General features: G+C 53.6%; 27 protein-coding genes. 19 read left to right on the top strand and 8 right to left on the bottom strand.

All coding sequences use genetic code 11. The features are described 5' to 3' along the window. The first annotated feature begins 102 nt into the window (after window positions 1-102). The 4 genes from RDN66_RS00905 to RDN66_RS00890 are packed head-to-tail and all read left to right on the top strand — an operon-like array spanning window position 103 to window position 4,469. On the top strand, window positions 103-483 hold the full coding sequence (locus RDN66_RS00905; RefSeq protein ID WP_227675082.1) for a spore coat U domain-containing protein: 381 nt from the start codon (window positions 103-105) through the stop codon (window positions 481-483). 20 nt (window positions 484-503) lie between these two features. Further along, the gene (locus tag RDN66_RS00900) at window positions 504-1,220 is read left to right on the top strand and encodes a molecular chaperone (protein WP_202215772.1); all 717 of its coding nucleotides are present in this window, start codon (window positions 504-506) and stop codon (window positions 1,218-1,220) included. Further along, entirely contained in the window at window positions 1,186-3,540 is a 2,355-nt protein-coding gene (locus RDN66_RS00895; RefSeq protein WP_202215773.1) for a fimbria/pilus outer membrane usher protein, read from the top strand. The genes RDN66_RS00900 and RDN66_RS00895 overlap by 35 nt, the downstream gene beginning before the upstream one ends. Next, entirely contained in the window at window positions 3,519-4,469 is a 951-nt protein-coding gene (locus tag RDN66_RS00890) for a spore coat U domain-containing protein (RefSeq protein WP_035896375.1), read from the top strand. Before RDN66_RS00895 ends, RDN66_RS00890 begins: the two co-directional genes overlap by 22 nt. Here RDN66_RS00890 and RDN66_RS00885 read toward each other — a convergent pair. Further along, window positions 4,459-5,031, bottom strand: a complete 573-nt coding sequence (locus RDN66_RS00885; RefSeq protein ID WP_202215774.1) for a TetR/AcrR family transcriptional regulator — start codon at window positions 5,029-5,031, stop codon at window positions 4,459-4,461. The genes RDN66_RS00890 and RDN66_RS00885 overlap by 11 nt on opposite strands. A 91-nt stretch (window positions 5,032-5,122) precedes the next feature. Here RDN66_RS00885 and RDN66_RS00880 point away from each other — a divergent pair, with 91 nt between their 5' ends. Further along, a complete protein-coding gene (locus RDN66_RS00880) occupies window positions 5,123-5,593 on the top strand; it encodes a nuclear transport factor 2 family protein (protein WP_202215775.1) in 471 nt (156 codons plus the stop codon). Between the two features lie 44 nt (window positions 5,594-5,637). On the opposite strand, the gene RDN66_RS24250 is transcribed toward RDN66_RS00880, so the two are convergent. After that, on the bottom strand, window positions 5,638-5,709 hold the full coding sequence (locus RDN66_RS24250; RefSeq protein ID WP_373239673.1) for a hypothetical protein: 72 nt from the start codon (window positions 5,707-5,709) through the stop codon (window positions 5,638-5,640). A 133-nt stretch (window positions 5,710-5,842) separates the two neighbouring features. Between RDN66_RS24250 and add the strand changes: the two genes are divergently transcribed. Then, entirely contained in the window at window positions 5,843-6,844 is a 1,002-nt protein-coding gene (gene add, locus RDN66_RS00875) for an adenosine deaminase (protein ID WP_202215776.1), read from the top strand. A gap of 46 nt (window positions 6,845-6,890) precedes the next feature. Here add and RDN66_RS00870 read toward each other — a convergent pair whose 3' ends face one another. After that, window positions 6,891-7,931, bottom strand: coding sequence for an oxidoreductase (locus tag RDN66_RS00870; protein WP_308537454.1), 1,041 nt, complete (start codon window positions 7,929-7,931; stop codon window positions 6,891-6,893). Between the two features lie 237 nt (window positions 7,932-8,168). Here RDN66_RS00870 and blr point away from each other — a divergent pair, with 237 nt between their 5' ends. The 13 genes from blr to gstA all read left to right on the top strand — a co-directional run bounded on the left by blr (window position 8,169) and on the right by gstA (window position 20,055). Continuing rightward, window positions 8,169-8,324 carry a division septum protein Blr gene (gene blr, locus RDN66_RS00865; RefSeq protein WP_035896777.1) on the top strand — a complete coding sequence of 52 codons (156 nt, stop codon included), beginning with the start codon at window positions 8,169-8,171 and terminating at the stop codon, window positions 8,322-8,324. 103 nt (window positions 8,325-8,427) lie between these two features. Further along, window positions 8,428-9,798 (top strand): GH1 family beta-glucosidase, encoded by a 1,371-nt coding sequence (locus RDN66_RS00860; protein ID WP_202215778.1) that lies wholly within the window; start codon window positions 8,428-8,430, stop codon window positions 9,796-9,798. Between the two features lie 289 nt (window positions 9,799-10,087). Continuing rightward, the gene (gene ydgT / locus RDN66_RS00855) at window positions 10,088-10,303 is read left to right on the top strand and encodes a transcription modulator YdgT (protein ID WP_123650417.1); all 216 of its coding nucleotides are present in this window, start codon (window positions 10,088-10,090) and stop codon (window positions 10,301-10,303) included. An 84-nt stretch (window positions 10,304-10,387) separates the two neighbouring features. Further along, window positions 10,388-10,828: a DUF2569 domain-containing protein gene (locus RDN66_RS00850; RefSeq protein WP_035896784.1), complete on the top strand. Its 441-nt coding sequence runs from the start codon at window positions 10,388-10,390 to the stop codon at window positions 10,826-10,828. Window positions 10,829-10,905: 77 nt separating this feature from the next. Then, the gene (rsxA, locus tag RDN66_RS00845) at window positions 10,906-11,487 is read left to right on the top strand and encodes an electron transport complex subunit RsxA (protein ID WP_035896786.1); all 582 of its coding nucleotides are present in this window, start codon (window positions 10,906-10,908) and stop codon (window positions 11,485-11,487) included. Then, window positions 11,487-12,062 (top strand): electron transport complex subunit RsxB, encoded by a 576-nt coding sequence (gene rsxB, locus RDN66_RS00840; protein ID WP_035896789.1) that lies wholly within the window; start codon window positions 11,487-11,489, stop codon window positions 12,060-12,062. The genes rsxA and rsxB overlap by 1 nt, the downstream gene beginning before the upstream one ends. Beyond that, on the top strand, window positions 12,055-14,184 hold the full coding sequence (gene rsxC / locus RDN66_RS00835; protein WP_308537453.1) for an electron transport complex subunit RsxC: 2,130 nt from the start codon (window positions 12,055-12,057) through the stop codon (window positions 14,182-14,184). The genes rsxB and rsxC overlap by 8 nt, the downstream gene beginning before the upstream one ends. After that, window positions 14,185-15,237 (top strand): electron transport complex subunit RsxD, encoded by a 1,053-nt coding sequence (gene rsxD / locus RDN66_RS00830; protein ID WP_202215780.1) that lies wholly within the window; start codon window positions 14,185-14,187, stop codon window positions 15,235-15,237. It abuts the gene before it with no gap. Window positions 15,238-15,245: 8 nt separating this feature from the next. Beyond that, the gene (rsxG, locus tag RDN66_RS00825) at window positions 15,246-15,866 is read left to right on the top strand and encodes an electron transport complex subunit RsxG (protein WP_202215781.1); all 621 of its coding nucleotides are present in this window, start codon (window positions 15,246-15,248) and stop codon (window positions 15,864-15,866) included. A 3-nt stretch (window positions 15,867-15,869) separates the two neighbouring features. Next, window positions 15,870-16,568: an electron transport complex subunit E gene (locus tag RDN66_RS00820; RefSeq protein WP_035897046.1), complete on the top strand. Its 699-nt coding sequence runs from the start codon at window positions 15,870-15,872 to the stop codon at window positions 16,566-16,568. Beyond that, a complete protein-coding gene (gene nth / locus RDN66_RS00815; protein ID WP_308537451.1) occupies window positions 16,568-17,203 on the top strand; it encodes an endonuclease III in 636 nt (211 codons plus the stop codon). Before RDN66_RS00820 ends, nth begins: the two co-directional genes overlap by 1 nt. Window positions 17,204-17,795: 592 nt before the next feature. Further along, window positions 17,796-19,301, top strand: coding sequence for a dipeptide/tripeptide permease DtpA (dtpA, locus tag RDN66_RS00810; protein ID WP_308537450.1), 1,506 nt, complete (start codon window positions 17,796-17,798; stop codon window positions 19,299-19,301). A gap of 148 nt (window positions 19,302-19,449) precedes the next feature. Beyond that, window positions 19,450-20,055 carry a glutathione transferase GstA gene (gene gstA / locus RDN66_RS00805; RefSeq protein WP_202215783.1) on the top strand — a complete coding sequence of 202 codons (606 nt, stop codon included), beginning with the start codon at window positions 19,450-19,452 and terminating at the stop codon, window positions 20,053-20,055. Window positions 20,056-20,165: 110 nt separating this feature from the next. On the opposite strand, the gene pdxY is transcribed toward gstA, so the two are convergent. From pdxY to anmK, 5 genes are all read right to left on the bottom strand, one after another. Continuing rightward, a complete protein-coding gene (gene pdxY, locus RDN66_RS00800; RefSeq protein WP_202215784.1) occupies window positions 20,166-21,026 on the bottom strand; it encodes a pyridoxal kinase PdxY in 861 nt (286 codons plus the stop codon). A gap of 64 nt (window positions 21,027-21,090) precedes the next feature. Continuing rightward, window positions 21,091-22,365: a tyrosine--tRNA ligase gene (gene tyrS, locus RDN66_RS00795; RefSeq protein WP_035897053.1), complete on the bottom strand. Its 1,275-nt coding sequence runs from the start codon at window positions 22,363-22,365 to the stop codon at window positions 21,091-21,093. Window positions 22,366-22,490: 125 nt separating this feature from the next. Continuing rightward, window positions 22,491-23,147, bottom strand: coding sequence for a pyridoxamine 5'-phosphate oxidase (gene pdxH / locus RDN66_RS00790; protein ID WP_202218120.1), 657 nt, complete (start codon window positions 23,145-23,147; stop codon window positions 22,491-22,493). A 57-nt stretch (window positions 23,148-23,204) separates the two neighbouring features. After that, window positions 23,205-23,528, bottom strand: coding sequence for a C-type lysozyme inhibitor (gene mliC / locus RDN66_RS00785; protein WP_035897056.1), 324 nt, complete (start codon window positions 23,526-23,528; stop codon window positions 23,205-23,207). Between the two features lie 93 nt (window positions 23,529-23,621). Continuing rightward, entirely contained in the window at window positions 23,622-24,746 is a 1,125-nt protein-coding gene (gene anmK / locus RDN66_RS00780) for an anhydro-N-acetylmuramic acid kinase (RefSeq protein WP_202215785.1), read from the bottom strand. Window positions 24,747-24,946: the final 200 nt, after the last annotated feature.

Genomic DNA, 24,946 nt, shown 5'->3' with positions numbered 1-24,946 from the left:
ATGATTAACCGTCAAGCCACTGTATTAACGCTGACTGCGATTAGCATTTTATTTTCATCTGCTGCGTTCGCAGATGATTCAACCCAGACGGCATCGGCTGATATGCACGTCAAATTAACCATCGAGAAATCTTGCCAGATAAGCGTTGCTGATATGGATTTCGGTTCACACGCCAGCGACTCCGGTGAAATTGACGTTTCGGCAGACGCCTCTGTGACCTGCACCAACGGCACCAGCTATAGCCTCACCAGCGAGAGCGGTCGCACTTATGCAATGAAAAACAAAGACGCTTCAGAAACTGTGGCCTACAACCTGTACGGTGACTCCGACAGAACAAGCGATCTCTCTACGACCGCGATTTCTGGCAGCGGTAACGGCTCCGCTCAGGTGATCCCAATTTACGGCAAAGTGGCTTCTGATGCGCTGGCGCAAGCGCCCGCAGGCGACTACGCCGATACCGTAACCCTCACCGTCACTTACTAATTTAACTCCGGGCTTAGCATATGAAACGCAAACTGTCTGGCATCATTCTTTCTACTTTAGGAGCGCTATTAGCCCTGCCTTCATATGCGGCCACCCTGCAGGTGTATCCGGTGAACGTCGGTTTTTGTGCCGGGGAAACCGCCCAGGCTATCTACGTGAAAAACGTCGGTAGCACGGCTATCGGCGCACAGATTCGCGTTTACGCCTGGCACCAGCAAAACAACAAAGACTCCCTGAGCGACACCGAAGATTTGCTGGTCAGCCCGCCGATGACCAGCATTCCCGCGGCTCGCCAGCAGCTTATCCGCGTGATCCTCCCGGTGCCGCCAAGCGGCGATACCGAGCGGGCTTATCGCCTGGTGGTAGATGAACTGCCCGGCAGTAACAACATGGCAGAAAAAGATGGCGTGCGTTTTCTTCTACGTTACTCCATCCCGGTTTTTGTGAACTGCAAAGAACAGCTGCCGGATCTCAACCGCGTGACGTTCTCCATCGACCGTCTCGCGCATCCGGTGATGCTTAAAGTCCGTAACAATGGCACACAGCACCTCAAGTTAAGCGACATCACGCTTCACGCCGGTGCACAAAGCGTGTCGATGAGTAAAGGGTTGCTCGGCTACGTACTGCCTCAAAGTGAAAAGGAATGGCCTTTACCGAAAGGAATGACTAACGCGTCATCTTTATCACTAAATCTGAACGATAATGAGAAGCAACAGACCATCAATATTATTCCGTAATACCCTACCGCTCTGGTTTTTGGTCTGCACTCACGCATACGCTGCAGCAAATGCGACGCTTTACCTGACCGCAACGGTGAACGGGCAGGTGATTAAAGGCTTCGTGAAAGCCCAAAATAGGGATAATAAGCTCTATATTTCCGCCAACGATGCCAAAAAACTCGACATCGAAACGGCCTCTCTGCCTGAAAAACAGGGCTATCTCGATCTCAGCCCTCAGGATGGCCTGGACGTCACCTTTGATAATCTGAGTCAGAGCATCAACATTGTGGCCAGCAAAGAGTGGCTGGGTCGTGACAGCCGCCTGGTCAACCGCAATGGTTCGCACCTGGTTCATAACTCTCAGCTTTCGCCTGAAGTCCGTGGTCTGGCGTTGAACTACAACATCTTTACCAGTCACGAAAGCGGTGAGCAGGATACTTCACTCTTCAGCGAGTTTCGGACCTTTGGCCTGGGCTCCGGTTTTTTTAGCTCATCGTTTAACAGCAAAGACACTACCAACACAACCGACGCCGAACGCGGCACGCGTCGGTTAATGAGCAGTTGGGTGTATCAAAACGTCGACAAACTGTTCTCAATGACGCTGGGCGACAGTTTTACCACCAGCCAAAGCTGGAACAACAGCGTACGTTTTGGCGGCATCAATATTGCCCATAACTACGCCACACAGCCTAACTTCAGCACCTCATCGCAGGATATTCTGACCGATAGCGTCACCCTGCCATCAACCGTGGATTTGTACGTCCGCGGGGTGAAAGCGTCGTCGCAGCGCGTTGACCCCGGGCAATTTACCCTCAATACCGCGCCGATTTTCACTGGCAACGAAGGCGCGCAGGTGGTGATTACCGACATCAACGGCCAGCAGCGCGTGGTGAATCTCGATCTCTATGGCGCCACGCAATTACTCTCTGCAGGGCTAAATACCTGGGGAGTGAGCGCGGGCTGGGTACGAAAAGATTACACCTACCAATCAAATAGCTATGACAGCCAATTTGTCGGCGTCGGCGACTGGCGCTATGGATTCAGTAATAAATCGACGGTTGGGCTACATGCCGAGCAAAGCGCGCAGCTGCACAATGAAGGGATGGGCTGGGATTACCTGCTGTCACCGACGCTCGGCGTATTTCATCTTAACGCCTCAAACAGCCAGTATGATGATAATAGCGGCTCGCAGTGGGGTTCCGGCTGGCAGTGGAATAACCGCCGCTATAACGTCGCGCTCAACCATTCCCAGGCCAGCAACGGTTATCGGGACGTGTCATCCATTGCGGACAATACCCTGACGACCCGTGAAGATTCCGCGTTTGCCAGCGTGACTTTTGATGCTGCCGGCACTTTCGGGGTGAGCTGGGTGAACCAAACTTATCAGGATTCCTCATCGCAGTATGCAGGCGTGTCGTGGTCTAAAAGCTACGCCCATGGCATTACGCTTGCCACCAGCCTGACCCGTGAACTGGGCGACGAACGCAATACGACGGTTTTCCTGAACGTCAGCATGCCGCTGAACCAGCATAAAGATTACCTCTCGCTGCAAGACAGCCATGATAACGACGGCAACGCCATGCAGGCGAGTCTGGCACACTCGCTCGATGCGAATAAGCCGGGATGGGGCTGGAACATGTCGGCCCAAAATGGGGATAACGCCGCCGTCCACGCTACCGTCCAGCATCGTAATCACTGGAGCGATATGGCATTGGGCTTTAACCGCCAGGACAACGCCAACGATTATTATGGCTCTCTGTCTGGCGCGCTTGGTCTGTTTATGGGTCATCTGTATGCCACCCGCGTGTTGGGTAGCGCCTTTGCCATTGTTGATACCTCTAACGTACCCGATGTACCGGTTTATCTGGAACACCGTCCTGTCGGTCATACCGATAACAATGGGATGCTGTTCCTCAATAACCTCAATCCGTATCAGGAAAACCGTCTGGATATCGATGTGCTCCAGTTGGACGAAGAATACCGCGCACCTTATACCAGCGAGGTACTGATCCCGAAAACCGCCAGCGGCGCGCTGGCTAAATTCACCATTTATAAAACCCATGCGCTACTGATGACGGTGAAAACCGCTGACGGTAAATATGTGCCTTTCTCGGCGCAGGTCAGCGTGAGTACGGCGCAAGGTGAAGCGCCATCACACGGCACGCAACAAACCATCGCTGGCTACGATGGCAAAATATACCTTGAAGACCCACCGGCTAGCGGCAAAGTTAGCGTTCAATGGGCATCTTCATCCTGTCAGGTGACGCTGCCGCAGCAGCGTAGTCATTCCCATTCCGTAGAGGTCATCAACGCGCTATGTCAGTCACTCGCTCATTAGGGTTCATCAGCCTGCTTCTGGCGCTAATGGTGGTATTGTGCCCTGCCGCAAAAGCGGCAGACTGCTGGAACGGCAGCCCTCCCGGGCTCAATTTTGGCACCGTTACGCCAGGCGCAAGCAGCACCACCAGCACAAAGCTGTCGTTCACCTGCAATAACTACGATGGCAAGGCCGAGTATGTTCGCGCCTGCCTGAAGCTCATGGCAGATGATCCTATCCCCATGAGCCAGAATGAGCCTTCGACCACACCGCTCTATTTTTCGCTCTACTCCATTTACGATCTGCACCATCCCCTGAGTCAAAACGGTGACGTTTACGCGCAAATTGATATGGAACTGGGGGGGAGTCAAAGTAACGTCGAGCATGATATTCCGCTCATCGGCAAGATAAACGCTGGGCAGACGGATATCAGCGCCGGAACATATTACGATTACGCCACCAGCGTACAGATCCGCTACGCCTCAGCATCATCAATACAGTCGTTGCCCTCATGCAGCGGGCTCTCCGGGACGCTGGTTACTGACCAAATCAGCGCCACGGCGACGGTGAAAAATGGCTGTGAGATTGTCAGCACCGATGACATGGAATTTGGTAGCAAAACCCCCGCCGCGACGAATTTGTTGCAGGCAAGTTCAACCGCCAACATCAGCATTCAATGCCCAACGGGTACGTCGTATTCCGTCGGAATAGGCCATGGTCTGCACCCTGACGGCAATGCGCGTTCGTTGTGCCATAACGACGAATGCGTCAGCTACGGACTCTATCAGGACGCTGCACATTCCATTGCGTGGTCACAAGACAACCAGGAGAAACAATATTCCAGCAGCGGACAGCCGCAGGAGCTGGTGGTCTACGGGAATATCCCCGCGCAGAAATGGCCCTCTCCCGGCGTTTATACCGATACGGTAGTGATTACGCTTACCTACTAGCAGCCAACAGCGCGTTTAACATCTGGCGTAGCTGTCCTGCGACCCGAACAACGGGATAGCCCATCTGCGCGTGCATGATAGCGCCATCCAGCGCCATGACAACGGCAGCAAGCGCTGAATCATCCAGTGACCACCGTGTCGCCAGCTCGGCGGCCACGGCGGATTTATGGTTTCGAGTCAGTTGCTCAACCTCGGGCAGTACCTCACTCATCTCTGCCGTTGCATTCAAAAACGCACAGCCGCGAAAGTCAGGATCGCTCCACCAGAGGCACAGGGTGGAGAGCAACGCTTCCACTGGGTCAGGCGTCGTTACATCGTGCTGTTTCAACGTATTAGAAAACCAGTCCATCCATAGGGTATGGCGGTAATCCAGATAGGCGAGGATCAGCAAATTTTTGCTGGGAAAGTGGCGGTAAAACGTCACTTTGGTGACGCCAGCATGCTCGATAATTTTATCTATTCCCGTAGCGCGAATACCGTGGAGATAAAATAACGTGTGTGCGGATGTCAGGATTTTCTCTTTGGCACTCACGGCGCGCGGGTTGCTGTTTTCCCTGTTCATCGTCTTTTTTCTCCGTTGACAAACGCTGGTGGTCGGAATATTTTAGCACCAAGTAGACAGACCTGTCTACATTGCTAACCCGGAGACTCATATGAGCACTAGCCGCCCACCGCTTCCTCCTTTTACGCGTGAAAGCGCCATTGAAAAAGTCCGCCTTGCTGAAGATGGCTGGAATAGCCGTGACCCGGCCAAAGTCGCGTTGGCCTATACGCTCGATACGCAATGGCGTAACCGTGCCGAGTTCGTCAATGGTCGTACTGAAGCGCAGGCGTTCCTGGCACGGAAATGGAAAAAGGAGTTTGAGTATCGGCTCATCAAAGAGCTTTGGGCGTTTGAAGGCAATCGCATTGCCGTACGCTATGCCTATGAGTGGCATGATGATTCCGGCAACTGGTATCGTTCATACGGTAATGAAAACTGGGAATTTAACGACGAAGGTCTGATGCAGCGCCGTTTTGCCTGCATCAACGACCTGCCCATCCGCGAGGATGAACGTCTGTTTCATTGGCCTCAGGGACGCCGCCCGGATGACCATCCGGGACTCAGCCAATTGGGGCTATAGCATCCGCGTAATTAGCTGACGGGTATGGCTTTTGAAGCCATACCCTAAACAACCCATGCTTTATTCTGCAACACCACCCGATAACCATCAGGATCAACGAATGTCCGGCCGCTCATAATTAAAATCGCCGAGAAATCTGGTCTTCATACCAGAAATAACTATCGCTCGCCGTCCCAGAACCACACTTTTAACTGGTTACTAACCTGTTGTATAATGGTTTGCACTTTAACTAAAAAAACGAGTGCGACCATGATTGATATCAACCTGCCTTTAACCGATGTCCACCGCCATCTTGACGGTAATATTCGTGCCCAGACCATTCTCGATCTTGGCCGTCAGTACAATCTCGCGCTCCCCGCTACTACGCTTGAAACCCTGCTACCACACGTGCAGGTCACCAGCAATGAACCCGATCTGGTCAGCTTCCTGAGCAAGCTTGACTGGGGGGTAAAGGTTCTGGCCTCTCTGGATGCCGTACGCCGCGTGGCTTATGAAAACATTGAAGATGCGGCCCGTAACGGCCTGCACTACGTTGAGCTGCGGTTTTCCCCGCGCTATATGGCGATGACGCACCAACTGCCGGTTGACGGCGTGGTAGAAGCGGTTATCGCTGGGGTCAAAGAAGGCTGTCGCGTGTTTAATGTCGACGCGCGCCTTATCGGCATTATGAGCCGTACCTTTGGTGAAGCGGCTTGTGAAGAAGAGTTGAATGCGCTGCTTGCACACCGTGACGGTATTACCGCGCTCGATCTGGCGGGTGATGAGCTCGGCTTCCCTGGGCATCTGTTCCTGAACCATTTCAGCCGCGCGCGCGATGCGGGATGGCGCATCACCGTACACGCTGGCGAAGCCGCAGGCCCGGAAAGCATCTGGCAGGCGATTCGCGACCTCGGCGCTGAGCGCATTGGCCACGGCGTGAAGGCGGTACAGGACCCAGCGTTGATGGATTTCCTCGCGGAAAAACGCATCGGCATCGAGTCCTGCCTGACTTCCAACATTCAGACCAGCACCGTGCCATCGCTGGCTCAGCACCCGCTGAAAACCTTCCTTGAGTACGGCGTATTGGCGAGCATTAACACCGACGATCCGGCAGTTCAGGGGATTGATATTCAGCACGAATACCATACTGCTGCCCCGGCTGCGGGTCTGAGCAAAGCGCAGATTCGCCAGGCACAAATCAACGGTCTGGAAATGGCATTCCTCACCGCCGCGGAAAAACAGGCGCTTATCGCGCGCGTTAAACAGGCATAAAAAAAACCGGCAGGACCAACCTGCCGGTTTTTCCATCTCTGGGCACTTACACTAACGTCAGTGCTGCTCTGTGCTTCGCAGACTCAATACCCAGTTCAATCAGTTCCATAATCTGGATAGCCTGATTTGCCGGAACCGGATTCTCGCCAATGCCGTTCATCGCATCGCGAATCGCCGCATAATAAGCAGGATAGTTGCCCGGCTGCGTCAACAACGTGGTTTCCACCCGCGTTTCACCTTCTACCGTGGTTAAGATGCCGTCGCGCATATCGTAACCCCAGTCCGACTGCGGTAAACGCTCGCCATTTTTCAAGCGGTCTTCCTGCGGGTCAAGACCAAATTTGACATAGCTTGCCTCGGTACCGTGCACGATATAGCGCGCCGTTTCCGTCGCCGCCAGCAGTGTGCCATGCAGTACCACGCGACGCTGCGGATACGTTAAGACCGCATGGAAGTAATCCGTCGACTGCGCGCCCGGTCGCAGTTGACCAAGATCGACATACAGACTTTGCGGTAAACCAAACAGGCTGACGGCCTGATCGAGCAGATGCGGTCCTAAGTCGTACCAGATACCACTTCCCAACCCTGCCTGTTCACGCCAGCGTGCGCGCACCTGCGGACGATAGCGGTCAAAGTGTGATTCAAAGTGGACCACCTCGCCCAGCTTGCCGTCGTTGATCAGCGCTTTCACCGTCAGGAAGTCGCTGTCCCAACGGCGGTTATGGAAGACAGAGAGCAGCTTACCTTGCTGTCTGGCAAGAGTATCTAATTCGCGAGCTTGTGACAGCGTCACGGTAAAGGGCTTATCGACCACCACGTTTTTCCCAGCTTCCAGCGCCGCTTTCGCCAGCGGGAAATGGGTATCGTTCGGCGTTGGGATAACAATCAAATCAATATCAGGGTTGCTAAACAACGCGGCTGGATCTGAAACCACCTGCACCGTTGGCCAATCGGCGTGGACCTTACTCGCATCGCTGCTGGAGACAACAGACAGCTCCATACCCGGCGTACCGCTGATAAGCGGCGCGTGAAATGTCTTACTGGCATAGCCATAACCCACTAGTCCAACACGGATTTGGTCACTCATGTGTCGCCTCACTTCTGTATTTAATGTGCTTGATTGTGTTTTGTAATCGATTTCTTTATTTGAACTCATCTGCTAGTTTCATACAACAGTTTAATAACATTATGGCGTAGCAACCCGCCAACTGATGAAATAAACACCACCTGACGAAACGATTCGGCTGAAAACTTGCGTTGTGACGCCAGCACGCTAAGATCTTGCTCTGGCATTATTTTCTCAATGGACTGTTAGCTAAATTTCATGAATTCCGTATTGACTCGTATTGTTGAATTAATTGGTTGGATTATTCTGGGCTTCTCCGTTCTGCTGTTAATTGTGGCCCACCACATTGATAATTATCAGCCGCCTGAGCCGGCTACCGCGACGCTACAAAAAACCATCACCCCTTCTACTTGAAAAAGTGATTCGGATCTCATCTATGGAACCGGTTTCTGAAACCGGTTGCACGCATTAACCTCACTCTTTACACTCGTGATATCACACAGGTAAGGAGTGTTTTATGTCCGCTTTTCCCCCAAATTTCCTCTGGGGTGCTGCTACCGCAGCGTACCAGGTTGAAGGTGCACACGATGAAGACGGTAAAGGCCCGTCTATTTGGGATATATTCTCCCACCAGCCAGGGACAACCTATCAGGGTACAAACGGCGACATTGCCGTCGATCACTACCATCGCGTAAAAGAAGACGTCGAGCTAATGGCTGAAATGGGGCTGCAAAGCTACCGTTTCTCTATCTCGTGGCCTCGCCTGCTGCCAAACGGGCGCGGCGAGATAAACGAAGTGGGCGTGAAATTTTACAGCGATCTGATTGATGACCTGTTAGCACACAATATTGAGCCAATGATTACCCTCTATCATTGGGATCTCCCGCAGGCGTTGCAGGATGAAGGCGGCTGGGAAGCTCGTTCAACGGCGGAAGCCTTCGAAGAATATGCACGACTGTGCTATGCCCGCTTCGGGTCACGCGTCCAAAAATGGGCAACGTTTAATGAAACCATCGTCTTTATTGGGCACGGTTACATTACCGGAAGCCACCCGCCTTCAGTACGTAATCCGGCTCGCGCTATTCAGGCTTGCCACCACGTTTTTATTGCCCATGCGCTGGCGGTTAAAGCCTTCCGAGGGATGCAAATCAAAGGTGAAATTGGCTTTGTTAACGTGCTGCAACCGCATTCACCGCTGACCGATAGCCCAGAAGACAAAGCGGCGACGGCGCTGGCCGACGCCATCCATACTCATTGGCTCTACGATCCTGTGCTGAAAGGCCGCTACCCTGACGAACTGCTGGCGCAATCTCAGGCGCTGTGGGGCGTGCCCCGCTTTGCGCCGGGCGATGACGAATTGCTGCGCAAAAACCGCTGTGATTTTATCGGCCTGAACTACTATCGGCGTGAAACCGTTTCTGCCACGCCGCCTGCTGAGAAAGTCAGCGGCGAGCAAGGTGTTGAAGGGCTGTTCTATTTCGTGCGCAATCCGCAGAGTGTTTACACGGAATGGGGCTGGGAAATCTGGCCGCAAGGGTTAACCGACGGCATTATGATGATCAAAGAGCGTTACGGTGATATTCCTATTTATATTACCGAGAACGGTCTGGGTGCCGTAGATCCTATCGTCGATGGTGAAGTGGTTGACACACCACGTATCGATTTCTTACGCGTGCACATAGAGGCGCTGGAAAAAGCCATTGCGCTGGGAGCCGATGTCCGTGGCTATTATCCGTGGTCGTTTATCGATCTGCTGAGCTGGCTGAACGGTTACAAAAAACAGTATGGCTTTGTCTACGTCGACCATAAGCAAAATCTGGCGCGCAAACGTAAGAAAAGCTTCTTCTGGTATAAAGATGTGATTGCCAGCCGCGGCGAAAATCGTTAATTTTCCACGAAATCAGGGTGCGGCAACGCGCCCTGATTGCATAAAAAGTCGCTTTTTCTGGGTCAAAATCAATAAGCACATTTTCTGTTATTGTAATTCCCGCCTATAACCCAAATAATCCAGGCTATCCTGCTGAGGTTTAGTCATCTGCGCTGAACGCTCGATAAAAACGGATGTCGAACCACCTATTAGCAGTACAAACTCTATTAACCGCTTCGTGTTTCAGCCCTCCAGGCTGCTTTAAACACATTGTACGGTGAGCATTAACATTATAAATGGATACCCACAAATGACCGTTTTGGATTATTTATTAAAATTCCGCAAAGTCAGTTCATTGGATAATCTTGAAAAACTCTACGATCATCTTAACTATTCGCTGACCAACACTGAAGAACTTATCAATATGTACCGTGCCGCCGACCATCGTCGCGCAGAGCTGGTATCCGGCGGTCGACTGTATGATGTTGGCCAGGTGCCAAAATCCGTTTGGCGATTTGTGCAATAGTAGTTTTTTCCAGAGCGCCAGTTGCTTATACTCCTCGGCCTGTATTTTTTTCCTCTTCACTGGCGCTGATTTTCAGGAGACACAATGTCAGATAATTCTGCAGAACGTATTGGCGGATGGCTGCTTGGCCCGCTGGCCTGGCTTATCGTTCAGTTAATAAGCATCTGCCTGACGCTTATCAAATTTGGCTATGTGCTGCTGACACCACAAACGCTTGGGCTGGTTAAAGAGATGGGGGCGGCAAATATCACACTGCTCGCCCTGTCCTTCTTGTCGTTTATTGCCATGTGTTATTACACGCTATGGCTGACCATCGCCTTCTTCAAGCGTCGCCATAACGTACCGAAACACTACATTATCTGGCTGATGATTGGCGTCCTGCTGGCGGTTAAAGCCTTCGCCTTTTCCCCGATTTCTGACGACCTTGCGGTACGTCAACTGCTGCTTCCGCTGCTGGCGGCTGCGCTGATTGTTCCTTATTTCAAGCGCTCGCAGCGGGTAAAACGCACCTTTACTCAGGCGTAATACCCCCACACTTAGCCTGTTGTCGCCAAAGTCACTTTGTCAGATAATAGGAAGCTTTTTTTGTAACAGGTCGAATGATGACTGACTATTTATTGCTCTTTATCGGTACCGTTCTGGTAAATAACTTCGTCCTGGTGAAATTCCTGGGGCTATGTCCGTTCATGGGGGTTTCTAAAAAACTGGAAACCGCGATGGGGATGGGCCTGGCGACCACCTTCGTGATGACGCTGGCCTCTATCTGTGCCTGGCTGATTGACACCTGGATACTGATCCCGCTGGATTTGGTTTACCTGCGCACGCTGGCGTTTATTCTGGTGATTGCCGTGGTGGTCCAGTTCACCGAAATGGTGGTGCGGAAAACCAGCCCGGCGCTCTATCGTCTGCTGGGTATCTTCCTGCCGCTCATCACCACCAACTGCGCCGTACTCGGCGTGGCGCTGCTGAACATCAACCTTGGCCACAACTTCCTGCAATCCGCGCTGTATGGTTTCTCTGCTGCCGTCGGGTTTTCACTGGTCATGGTGCTGTTCGCCTCTATTCGCGAACGTCTGGTGGTATCCGACGTTCCCGCGCCCTTCAAGGGTAACGCTATTGCGTTGATCACCGCAGGTTTAATGTCATTAGCCTTTATGGGCTTTAGCGGGCTGGTGAAGTTGTAATGATGACCTTCTGGATTGCTGTCGCTGCAATCAGCCTGTTGGGGCTGATTTTTGGCGTCATTCTGGGTTACGCCTCACGACGTTTTGCCGTTGAGGATGACCCGGTTGTTGAAAAAATTGATGAGTTGCTGCCCCAGAGCCAGTGCGGCCAGTGCGGCTATCCTGGCTGCCGTCCGTATGCGGAAGCGGTCAGCAACGGTGAAAAAATTAACTGCTGCGCGCCCGGCGGCGAAGCCGTGATGCTGAAAATCGCCACGCTGCTCAACGTTGATCCGCAGCCGATTGGTGGCGATGAAAATGCGGCTGAGCCCGCGCGTATGCTTGCCATTATTGATGAAAATAACTGTATCGGTTGTACCAAATGTATTCAGGCTTGCCCGGTAGACGCCATTGTTGGCGCGACGCGAGCCATGCACACCGTCGTAAGCGACCTGTGCACCGGCTGTAATCTGTGCGTGGCGCCGTGCCCGACGCAGTGTATTGAGTTACGTCCCGTTGAGACGACGACCGACAGCTGGAAATGGGATTTGCAAACTATCCCGGTACGAAATATTCCTGTGGAACACCATGCTTAAGCTATTCTCCGCCTTCAGAAAAGACAAAATCTGGGATTTCAACGGGGGTATTCACCCGCCAGAAATGAAAACCCAGTCGAACGGCACCCCGCTGCGCCAGGTTCCCCTCGCACAGCGTTTTGTCATTCCGCTGAAACAACATATTGGTGCCGAAGGTGAACTCGCCGTTCAGCCTGGCGACCACGTTCTCCGCGGCCAGCCATTAACCCGCGGCTGGGGACGTATGCTGCCTGTTCATGCGCCGACCTCCGGAACGGTTGTTGCCATTGAACCTCATGCCACAGCCCATCCTTCTGCACTGCCGGAGATGAGCGTCATTATTGACGCTGACGGCGAAGACCGCTGGATTACCCGTGACGGCTGGGCCGACTACAGAAATCACAGTCGCGAAGCCCTCATCGAACGTATTCACCAGTCTGGCGTGGCCGGTTTAGGCGGCGCGGGTTTCCCGACGGGTAACAAACTGCGCGGCGGTGGTGACAAAATCACGACGCTGATTATCAACGCTGCCGAGTGCGAACCATATATCACCGCAGATGACCGCCTGATGCAGGATTGCGCCGCGCAAATTGTCGAAGGTATTCAGATCCTCGCGCACATTCTTCAGCCGCAGCAGGTGCTAATCGGGATTGAAGACAATAAACCGCAGGCCATCTCAATGATGCGGGCTGTACTGGCTGACTGCCACGGTATTAGTCTGCGTGTTATCCCGACGAAATATCCTTCCGGCGGCGCAAAACAGCTAACACAAATTCTGACCGGTAAACAGGTTCCACACGGCGGGCGTTCATCGGACATCGGCGTACTGATGCAAAACGTCGGTACCGCTTACGCCGTAAAACGTGCGGTTATTGATGGTGAACCGCTGACCGAACGCGTGGTGACACTAACCGGTGAATCCGTCGGTAAGCCGGGGAACGTTTGGGCGCGTCTGGGGACACCGGTTCAGCATCTGCTCAAACACGCCGATTTTTGCCCAACCAGCGATCAAATGGTGATTATGGGCGGCCCGCTGATGGGCTTTACTCTGCCCTGGCTTGATGTGCCGGTAGTGAAAATCACCAACTGTCTGCTGGCGCCTTCTGCCGCTGAAATGGGTGAACCTGAAGAAGAGAAAGGCTGCATTCGCTGCAGCGCCTGTGCCGATGCTTGCCCGGCAGATTTGCTGCCACAGCAGCTTTACTGGTTCAGCAAAGGCCAGCAGCACGATAAAGCCACGGCGCACAACCTTTCCGACTGCATCGAATGCGGTGCCTGTGCGTGGGTCTGCCCAAGCAGCATTCCGCTGGTACAGTATTTCCGCCAGGAGAAGGCCGAAATCAGCGCCATCCGTCAGGAAGAGCAGCGTGCGGCAGAAGCTAAAGCGCGCTTTGAAGCACGCCAGCAGCGCCTGGAACGCGAGAAAATCGCCCGCGAAGCACGGCATAAAAAGGCTGCCGTACAGCCTGCGGCAAAAGATCAGGATGCCATCCACGCCGCGCTTGCTCGCGTTCGCGAAAAACAGCAGCAGGCTACTCAGCCGATTGTTATTCAGGCCGGAGCGCAGCCAGACAATAGTGCAGTTGCCGCCGCGCGAGAAGCACGTAAAGCGCAGGCACGCGCAGCACAGGCCGAAAAACAGCAGGCAACGACAGAAACCGTTGACCCACGCAAAGCCGCGGTAGAAGCCGCTATTGCACGTGCTAAAGCGCGCAAAGCAGAACAACCCGTGGAAGTAGCAGTAGCGGCTGTAGATACCACTGTTGACCCGCGTAAAGCGGCCGTCGAAGCGGCTATTGCCCGTGCCAAAGCGCGCAAGGCGGCAGAGCAAGCAACCGTTGAGCCCGCTGCCTCCGAAGAAACCATCGACCCGCGTAAAGCCGCTGTCGAGGCGGCGATTGCGCGCGCCAAAGCACGCAAGGCAGCAGAGCAAGCAACCGTTGAGCCCACTGCCGATGAAGAAGCCCTCGACCCGCGTAAAGCGGCCGTCGAAGCGGCGATTGCGCGTGCTAAAGCGCGCAAGGTAGCCCAGCAGGATATCAGCGAACCTGCTGCCAACGACGACCCACGCAAAGCTGCCGTTGCCGCTGCTATTGCTCGTGTTCAAGCCAGGAAAGCCGCTCAGGCCGTTAACGAGGATTAAATGGTTTTCAAAATCGCAAGTTCCCCTTATACCCACAATCACCGCCAGACATCGCGGATTATGCTGCTGGTGGTTATCGCCACCCTGCCAGGCATTGTGGTCCAGAGCTGGTTTTTTGGCTGGGGAACCGTTATTCAACTGGTGGTGGCTATACTGGCCGCCTGGCTTGCGGAGTCCCTGGTGCTCCGTCTTCGCAAACAAAATATCGGCCAGACGCTTGCCGATAACTCAGCGCTGTTGACCGGCCTGCTACTGGCTATCAGTATTCCGCCGCTGGCGCCATGGTGGATGGTGGTATTGGGTACCGTTTTTGCCGTTATTATCGCCAAACAACTTTATGGGGGACTGGGGCAAAACCCGTTCAACCCAGCCATGATTGGCTATGTTGTTCTGCTGATCTCCTTCCCTGTGCAGATGACTTCGTGGTTACCACCGCACGATATCGCCGCCGCAGCGCCTGGCTTTATGGATGCTATCCACGTTATTTTCAGCGGCCATACAGCGGCCGGTCAGGATATGAATGCCTTGAAGATGGGCGTTGATGGCATCAGCCAGGCCACGCCGCTCGATACCTTCAAAACGTCGCTTCATGCCGGACATCCGGTAGATGAGATCCTGAAATCGTCGATTTATCACGGTGCGCTTGCCGGTGCCGGATGGCAATGGGTCAACGTCGCCTACCTGGTCGGCGGCCTGTTCCTGCTGTGGCAAAAAGCGATTCGCTGGCATATCCCCGTGAGTTTCCTGGTGAGTCTTGCCGTCTGCTCAACGCTTGGCTGGCTGTTCCACCCGGAAAGCGTTGCCTCGCCGCAGATGCATCTGCTCTCCGGCGCCACCATGCTGGGCGCGTTCTTTATCCTCACCGACCCGGTCACCGCATCAACCACCAACCGTGGCCGTCTGATCTTTGGGGCGCTGGCAGGTCTTCTGGTGTGGTTAATCCGCAGCTTTGGCGGGTACCCGGACGGCGTGGCATTTGCCGTGCTGTTAGCCAACATCACCGTACCGCTGATTGATTACTACACGCGCCCGCGCGTTTACGGACACCGCTGAGGAATCACATGTTAAAGACCATGCGTAAACACGGTGTCACGCTGGCGCTGTTCGCAGCCGGTTCTACCGGGCTGACGGCGGCGATCAACCAGTTAACCAAGCACACCATCGATGAACAGGCCGAAAAGCAGCAGAACGCCCTGTTCCAACAGGTTATACCGGCAGGCAGCTATAATAATGACCTGCTGAAGAGCTGCTTTGTGGCCGAAGCTCCAGAGCTTGGCAAAGGTACACATAAGGTTTATATCGCCCGTCAGGACGATAAACCGGTCGCCGCCATACTCGAAGCCACCGCACCAGACGGCTATTCTGGCGCCATTCAGCTGTTGGTCGGTGCCGATTTTAACGGTACCGTGCTCGGTACCCGCGTGACCGAGCACCATGAAACGCCGGGGTTAGGCGATAAAATTGAGCTTCGACTGTCTGACTGGATAACCTTCTTCGCCGGTAAAAAAATCGACGGCGCGAACGATAGCCAGTGGGCAGTGAAGAAAGACGGCGGCCAGTTCGACCAGTTCACCGGGGCAACCATCACCCCTCGTGCGGTGGTAAACGCGGTAAAACGCGCGGGACTGTATGCACAAACGCTGCCCGCGCAACTCTCACAACTGCAAGCCTGTGGAGAATAAACAATGAGCGAGGTTAAAGAGGTTATTGTCCAGGGGCTCTGGAAAAATAACTCCGCACTGGTTCAGCTTTTGGGGATGTGCCCGCTGTTGGCGGTTACCTCGACCGCAACCAACGCCCTGGGTTTGGGTCTTGCTACTACGTTGGTATTGACGCTCACAAACCTGGCTATCTCCAGCCTACGCCGCTGGACGCCAGCGGAAATCCGTATCCCTATTTACGTCATGATCATTGCCTCGGTGGTCAGCGCCGTTCAGATGCTGATTAACGCCTATGCATTTGGTCTGTACCAGTCGCTCGGGATCTTTATTCCGCTTATCGTCACCAACTGTATCGTGGTGGGACGTGCGGAAGCCTTCGCCGCGAAGAAAGGCCCGGCGCTCTCCGCGCTGGATGGCTTTGCTATCGGGATGGGCGCAACCTGTACGATGTTCGTGCTGGGCTCCATTCGTGAGCTACTCGGCAACGGAACGCTGTTCGACGGCGCTGACGGGCTGCTCGGCAGTTGGGCGAAAGCGCTACGAATCGAAGTCTTCCATACCGATACTCCTTTCCTGCTGGCAATGCTGCCACCGGGAGCTTTTATCGGTCTTGGAATGCTGTTGGCTATTAAATATCTTATCGATGAACGGACTAAGAAACGTCATGCTCAGCAGGTTATTGCTGCGGAAAGCGTGAATGTGGATGGGGCAGAGAAGGCCTGATGAACAAAACCAAGCGTCTGGAAATATTGACTCGGCTGCGGGACAACAACCCGCACCCGACCACTGAACTTGACTTTACTTCGCCGTTCGAGCTGCTGATTGCGGTTTTGCTCTCCGCACAGGCGACGGACGTTAGCGTCAACAAAGCGACCGCCAAACTCTACCCGGTGGCAAACACGCCGCAGGCGATGCTCGATTTGGGCGTCGATGGCGTGAAGGAGTACATCAAGACGATTGGCCTGTTCAACAGCAAAGCGGAAAACGTCATCAAGACCTGCCGCATGCTGCTGGAACTACACGGCGGTGAAGTTCCTGAAGACCGGGCGGCGCTGGAAGCTCTGCCTGGGGTCGGGCGCAAAACCGCTAACGTAGTGCTGAACACCGCATTTGGCTGGCCGACCATTGCCGTCGATACCCACATCTTCCGCGTCTGCAACCGTACGCAGTTTGCCCCGGGAAAGAACGTCGAACAGGTAGAAGAGAAGCTGCTGAAAGTGGTGCCCGCTGAATTTAAGGTCGACTGTCACCACTGGCTCATCTTACATGGACGCTACACCTGCATCGCCCGCAAGCCTCGTTGTGGTTCTTGTATTATTGAAGATCTCTGTGAATTTAAAGAGAAAGTCGAGCTGTAGACCCTATATCGCGGTTTGGCAAGTCCGCCTGCCGCGTCCTCTTGAGTGACTAAACCGCGTTTAATCCCATCTATTTATTCATTATTTGGCATTTCTCACGCCTATATAACGCTTTTACAGATTAAACACGCCATCACTACCAAATTTTTCTATACAAAAACTGACCAGATCATCACCACAACATGATGTTGCATTTATGTTTCTTTACGGGCATTTTCCTTACATCATTAGGATGAATCCTCCGTAACGCACAATATGATCATCCAGTTATTTTTCGGAATCCAGCCTATATCACTATATAAAAGCGCCACCAGTAGAAGATATCGTTGAATTGCCGTTTTTGCGCCTCCTTTTCAGAATAAAAAACCGCTTAAATTTAAAGCGTGAAATTTAACGCTAAATAACATTTATGTGTCTGGTTAATTATTCCACTCTTTTTATTTGTAACGGAGTATTACAAAGGTCTTGTCTGAAAGCGCAGGATAGTGAACATTACTTCCCGTTTCCCTCCAGAATAACTATAAGGTGGATGCCCATGAGCACTCCGCCCAGTACACCCCCCATTAGAATGGGATGTAAATAAGAGGTATATGTGTCTACTGCAAACAATAAACCAACTGAAAGCGTGAGTTTGAACGCTTTCAAACAACCTAAAGCGTTCTATCTCATCTTCTCTATCGAGTTATGGGAGCGTTTTGGTTTCTACGGCCTGCAAGGCATTATGGCCGTTTACCTGGTTAAACAACTGGGTATGTCAGAAGCTGACTCCATCACTCTGTTCTCTTCCTTTAGTGCCTTAGTGTACGGTCTGGTTGCTATCGGCGGCTGGCTGGGCGACAAAGTACTGGGTACGAAACGCGTGATTATGCTGGGTGCCGTGGTACTGGCCATCGGCTATGCGCTGGTCGCGTGGTCTGGTCACGATGCCGGTATCGTTTATATGGGTATGGCGGCAATCGCCGTGGGTAATGGCCTGTTTAAAGCCAACCCGTCTTCCCTGCTCTCTACCTGCTATGCAAAAGATGATCCGCGTCTGGACGGTGCATTCACCATGTACTACATGTCCGTAAACATCGGTTCATTCTTCTCTATGCTGGCAACCCCGTGGCTGGCCGCTAAATACGGCTGGAGCACCGCGTTCGCGCTGAGCGTTGTCGGTATGCTGATTACCGTTGTGAACTTCGCATTCTGTCAGCGTTGGGTTAAACAGTACGGTTCCAAGCCAGACTTCGAGCCGGTTAACTATCGTAACCTGCTGCTGACCATTGTCGGCGTGGTGATTCTGGTGGCTGTAGCGACCTGGCTGCTGCACAACCAGGGCATCGCACGTATGGTTCTGGGCGTGATTGCACTGGGTATCGTTATCATCTTTGGTAAAGAAACCTTCTCTATGACCGGTGCGCCGCGTCGTAAGATGATCGTGGCTTTCATTCTGATGCTGGAAGCGATTATCTTCTTCGTGCTGTACAGCCAGATGCCAACCTCTCTGAACTTCTTCGCGATTCGTAACGTTGAGCACTCCATTCTGGGTATCGCGTTCGAACCGGAACAGTATCAGGCGCTCAACCCGTTCTGGATCATCATCGGTAGCCCAATTCTGGCCGCTATCTATAACAAGATGGGCGACAACTTGCCAATGCCGACCAAGTTCGCGATTGGTATGGTGCTGTGCTCTGGTGCCTTCCTGGTGCTGCCGCTGGGCGCGAAATTCGCTTCCGACGCGGGTATCGTCTCCGTGAACTGGCTGATCATCAGCTACGGTCTGCAGAGCATCGGTGAACTGATGATCTCTGGTCTGGGTCTGGCGATGGTGGCACAGCTGGTTCCACAGCGTCTGATGGGCTTCATCATGGGTAGCTGGTTCCTGACGACTGCCGGTGCGAACATCATCGGTGGTTACGTTGCTGGCCGTATGGCGGTTCCGGAAAACGTGACCGACCCGCTGATGTCCCTGGACATTTATGGCCACGTATTCCTGCAGATTGGTCTGGCAACGGCCGTTATCGCCTTGCTGATGCTGCTGACCGCACCGAAACTGAACCGTATGACTCAGGACGACGCAAAACCTGCTGCTGACGGTAAAGTCGCTTCCGTATAACGTCATCGGGAAACGAATAAATATTTAGGCCGCTAACTTCTGTTAGCGGCTTTTTTTTTATCGCGTCAGGCACTAACATACCTCCATATCCCTCGGCTGCCCTTCGGCCACGGGAAAACAAAAATAACCAAGTCTGAAGGAGTTACCCATGAAATTGTTCTACAAACCCGGCGCCTGTTCCCTGGCATCGCACATCACACTGCGGGAGAGCGGAAAGGACTTCACGCTTATCGGCGTCGACCTGATGCACAAACGCACGGAAAACGGTGACGATTTCCTGAAGGTCAACCCAAAAGGCCAGGTTCCTACTCTGCTGCTGGACGACAACACCCTGCTGACCGAAGGCGTGGCTATCATGCAGTACATCGCCGATAGCGTTGCTGACCGCCAGCTGCTGGCACCGGTTGGCACTATCAATCGTTACAGAACGCTGGAATGGCTGAATTACATCGCGACAGAGCTGCACAAAGGCTTTACGCCGCTGTTCCGCCCTGACACTCCGGAAGATTACAAACCAACGGCGCGCGCGCTGCTGGATAAAAAGCTGGCCTACATTGATGAATCACTGGCAAACGCACAGTGGATCAGCGGCTCACGCTTTACTATTGCCGATGCCTATCTGTTTACCGTGCTGCGCTGGGCGTTTGCCGTGAAGCTGGAAATGGCGGGATACAAAAACATTGCGGCCTACATGGAACGCGTTGCGGCGCGTCCTGCGGTAGCGGCAGCCATGGCGGCTGAAGGTCTGAAATAATATCGGTGCGCTGACTCCCCGGAGTCGACGCTTCGCACCTCGTCCGGGCTACCACAAACCTTGTAGCCCGGACGAGCTAAGCGACGCCGGGAGCGTCGCTTAGCTAACGACTAAAGCTGAGTCGCGCTAAAACAATGCACAGGTTTCGCAATACGATCCTGCGCCGCCACGACCTGCAACTCATACTCACCCATCTCTTTCGTCGTCACCATAATCTCGTACACCGCCGCAGTCACATGCTCCAGCGCTTCGCGAAGCGTCGCCCCCTGCAACAGCTTAACCAGCAGCAGACCGCTGGTCACATCGCCCACGCCCACCGGGTGACGCGCGCCAAAGTCGATCAGTGGACGGCTAATATGCCAGGCTTCATCCGCCGTCACCAGCAGCATCTCAAAGCGATCCTGACTGTAGCCCGCACGCGCCAGATGCTTCACCAGCACGATTTCCGGCCCCTGAGCAATTAGCTCACGCGCGGCCAGCACTGCATCATCGACATCCTTCACGTCGCGACCGGCGAGAATTTCCAGCTCAATCAGGTTTGGCGCAATTATATCGCTGGCTGGCATGGCATAGCGCTTATGGAATTCCGCCACGCCCGGTGCCACGATACAGCCCTTTTCCGGGTGTCCCATCACCGGGTCGCAGAAAAACTTCGCCTGTGGATTCGCGGCTTTCACCTGGCGCACAATGCCAAGAATATGTTCACCCTGCTCTGCAGAGCCCAGATAACCGCTCAGCACCGCGTCACAGCGCTTCAGCTGGTCGATAGCCGCAATGCCCTGCACAATCTCCGTCAGGTGCGCTGGCGGCATCACACAGCCCGTCCACTGACCATACTGAGTATGGTTGGAGAACTGTACCGTATTCAGCGGCCAGACGTTTGCACCAAGGCGGCGCATAGGAAACTCCGCGGCGCTATTGCCCGCATGCCCGAAAACGACGTGAGATTGAATGGCGAGGATGTTGTTCATTAGCTCTACTCAAACGACAAAAAAGAAGGGGGCGTAGTTTCCCACGCCCCCTCGTTTCGGAATATTACTTCCAGCAGATCAAACAGTAATTTTTCTTACCACGGCGTAACAGAGTGTAACGACCGAAGAGAATATCGCTATCCTGGAAGAAGTATTCCGGGTCAGCCTGTTTTTGACCGTTGATAGTGACCGCGTTAGAGGCGATGGTTTTACGCGCCTGGCCGCGAGACGGCTGCAGCTCGGAGTCTACCAGCGCCTGCATCAGGTCAGCACCTTTATCCATCTCAACCATCGGCACGCCGTCCTGCGCCAGCTGTTCGAAGTCCGCTTCACTCAGCGCGCTCAATGAACCGCTGAACAGGCTGTCGGTGATGCGTTTTGCAGCCACCAGACCTTCTTCGCCATGCACCAGACGAGTAACCTGCTCTGCCAGTACGTACTGGGCACGAGGTGCTTTACCGCTGTTTTTGTCTTCTTCTTCCAGGGCATTGATCTCTTCAATGTCCATAAAGGTGAAGAACTTCAGGAAGCGATAAACGTCGGCATCCGCGGTGTTGATCCAGAACTGGTAGAATTTGTACGGGCTGGTTTTCTTCGGATCCAGCCAGACTGCGCCGCCTTCGGTCTTACCGAACTTGGTGCCATCTGCTTTAGTGATCAGTGGAACGGTCAGGCCGAACACCTGATTCTGGTGCAGACGACGGGTCAGGTCGATACCGGAGGTGATGTTACCCCACTGGTCGGAACCGCCAATCTGCAGCGCCACGCCGTGCAGTTTGTTCAGGCAGGCAAAGTCATAGCCCTGCAGCAGGTTGTAAGAAAACTCGGTGAAAGAGATGCCCTGATCGTCGCGATTCAGACGCTGCTTCACCGCTTCTTTGTTGATCATCTGGTTAACAGAGAAGTGTTTACCGATGTCACGCAGGAAGGTCAGCACGTTCATGCCGCCAAACCAATCATAGTTGTTGGCCGCGATAGCCGAGTTGTCGCCGCAGTCAAAATCGAGGAACGGTGCCACCTGTTTGCGGATTTTATCCACCCACTCCTGCACGGTATCTTCGGTATTCAGTTTACGCTCGGCCGCTTTAAAGCTTGGGTCGCCAATCAGACCGGTTGCGCCGCCAACCAGTGCAACAGGCTTATGCCCTGCCTCCTGGAAGCGTTTCAGGCATAACAAAGGAACAAGATGCCCCAAATGCAAGCTGTCAGCGGTAGGATCGAAGCCGCAATAGAGCGCGATCGGGCCTTGCGCCAGTCGCTCTGCTAACGCTACCTCGTCCGTTACCTGGGCGACTAGCCCCCGCTCTTGCAGTTGTTTAATCAAGTTACTGCTTGCCATCAAATTCTCCATCTATATCCGACTGCACCTTTGCCGGTACACGACTTTTCGCCAGACGCGAAAGCTCTATAGAATAAAGCGCTGGCGCATTCAGCGCTAGCGCTTAAAACAACAAATTTCGGGGTTTACGGTGCCAGACGGTCGATTTTCCAGGCATCCGCGTCACGCTGGTACAAAAAACGATCGTGCAGACGGTGCTCGCCGCCCTGCCAGAACTCCATCTGCTCAATGGAGACACGGAAACCACCCCAGAAGCTCGGTAGCGGAACTTCGCCCTGCTGGAATTTCTGTTTCAGTTCCATAAACTTGCTTTCGAGGATACCGCGCGCGGAGATACGACTGGATTGTTTGGAAACCCAGGCGCCAATCTGGCTGTCGCGAGGACGGCTATGGAAGTATTTCACCACTTCCAGCGTCGACAGACGTTCAGCTTTGCCGATAACCATCACCTGGCGCTCCAGCATATGCCACGGGAACAGCAGGCTGATACGCGGATTGTTCTCAAGCTGATGCGCCTTGCGGCTGCCGAGGTTGGTGTAGAAAACCAGCCCTTTCTCGTCATAGTGCTTCAACAGAACGATACGCTGGTACGGCTGACCATTTTCATCAACCGTGGCAACCACCATCGCCGTAGGATCGGCAAGTCTGGCATCACAGGCCTGGCGTAACCAGCGTTCGAACAGGGTCAACGGTTCAGCAGGAAGATCGTGGCGACGCAGGCCGCCACGGGTGTACTCACGGCGCAGATGCGCGATTTGTTGCAGATCGTCGTTATCAGACATGGCGTTTAAGAGAGTAGTCAACGGGTGGCGTTATTGTGCGCCGCCCGCCTGAAAATCTCAACGCTTGGGGTTTTGTAACTGGCAGTTATTCAACACGATGTGGTCGCGTTTGTAGACGGTCGCTTCATTGCCTTTAGACCAGAACACATAGATCCCGTCGGTATAGCGAGCGCCCGACGCGGAGATCCCCTGCTGAAGATTCAGCTGCTGGTTGTCATAGATGAAGCTCACCTGTTGGCGCTGATTGTTAAGGTGCACGGTCAGCGGTTTTTCTTCACACTGGTATTCCAGCGTGTCGGTCTGCATGCGTTCCATAAACTGATTGTACGCACTGCAGCCAGCGAGCATAAAAGGGAGAGCAACGATAAGTAGTTTTTTCATTGTTTTGGGCCTTTCGACATTCCTGGTCAAGGAGCGATTGTCACACTCCCGTTCAGCTTAAGTCTACCGGCCCAATGTAAAGGAAGATGTCAGTTAACTCTGATTATGCTGGGGATTTGCGGGAAAAATCGCCCCTAGTACGGTTGCTTGCGATGCGCCGGTTACCGAGGGTAGATTTCCCGGAAGCCCTGCTACAGTGCGCCAGGCAAGCCAGGCGAACGCCAGCGCTTCCATGTCGTCGCCGCTAATACCGTATTCGTCTGTCGTGGCCACTTCAGTGCCGGCCAGCAGCCCTGCCAGACGAGCCATAATCAGCGGGTTACGGCTTCCGCCACCGCAGACCAATAGTCGCTCACAGCCACCGCTTAACATCACCTGCTCACTGATAGTGACCGCGGTAAGCTCGGTAAGCGTCGCCTGCACATCCTGCGGACGCAAACCCGGATAGCGCGCCAGATACTGCGCCAGCCAACCATAGTTGAAGTATTCGCGTCCCGTGCTTTTAGGCGCAGGTGCCGCAAAATACGGGTCGCTCAGCATATCCTGCAGCATAGGCAGAATGACTTTCCCTTCGTTGGCCCACTCTGCATCTTTATCGTACGGCTTACCCAGGCTGCGCCAGATCCAGGCGTCCATCAGCATATTGCCAGGGCCCGTATCGAAGCCGCGCACCGGCATGCCCGGCACCAGTAAAGAGAGATTGGCAATACCGCCAATATTGAGGATCATTCGACGTTCATCCGGCCGCGCCAGCAAAGCCTGGTGGAATGCCGGAACCAGCGGAGCACCCTGCCCACCCAGCGCTATGTCGCGTCGGCGAAAATCACCAACCACGCTTACGCCCGTACGTGCAGCGATAATATTGTTGTCGCCTATTTGCATGGTATGCGGCGCTTCGCCCGTCGGTTCATGCCACACCGTTTGCCCATGGCAACCAATCGCAACAATATCGTGTGCCGCAAGACGCTCCTGATTCATTAGCGCCATGACTGCATCAGCAAACAAATTCCCTAACCGATTGTCGAGCTGACCCAGCTGTGAAAGCGTCAATGGCTGCCCCTGACAGATAGCAAGAACCGCCTCTTTAAGCGCAACAGGAATGGGCCATGTGAGGCTGGCAAGCTGGGCAACCCTGCTTTCGTCAATCGCCGCCAGAACCACATCTACGCCATCGAGGCTGGTTCCTGACATCACGCCAATATATCGCCCGGATTTCATATGACATCCTTAGTCATCTATGTAAAGTCAACACTCCATCATAAAGTGACACTCAATGCTATTAACTAATAATACTTTTTAACAATATACGACATTCGCCCTTCTCAGTGTGATGAAGTGAGATTTTTCCTTGCGTTTAACGTTGGTTAAGCCATGATGGATTATTCTTTTTATTATTGAATGCGGAATATATGACCGCT

Source organism: uncultured Kluyvera sp. (genome assembly GCF_902485085.1).
Taxonomy (GTDB): Bacteria; Pseudomonadota; Gammaproteobacteria; order Enterobacterales; family Enterobacteriaceae; genus Kluyvera; species Kluyvera ascorbata.
Note: the sequence above shows the minus strand (reverse complement) of the source record. Positions and strands in the feature narration are given on the sequence as shown.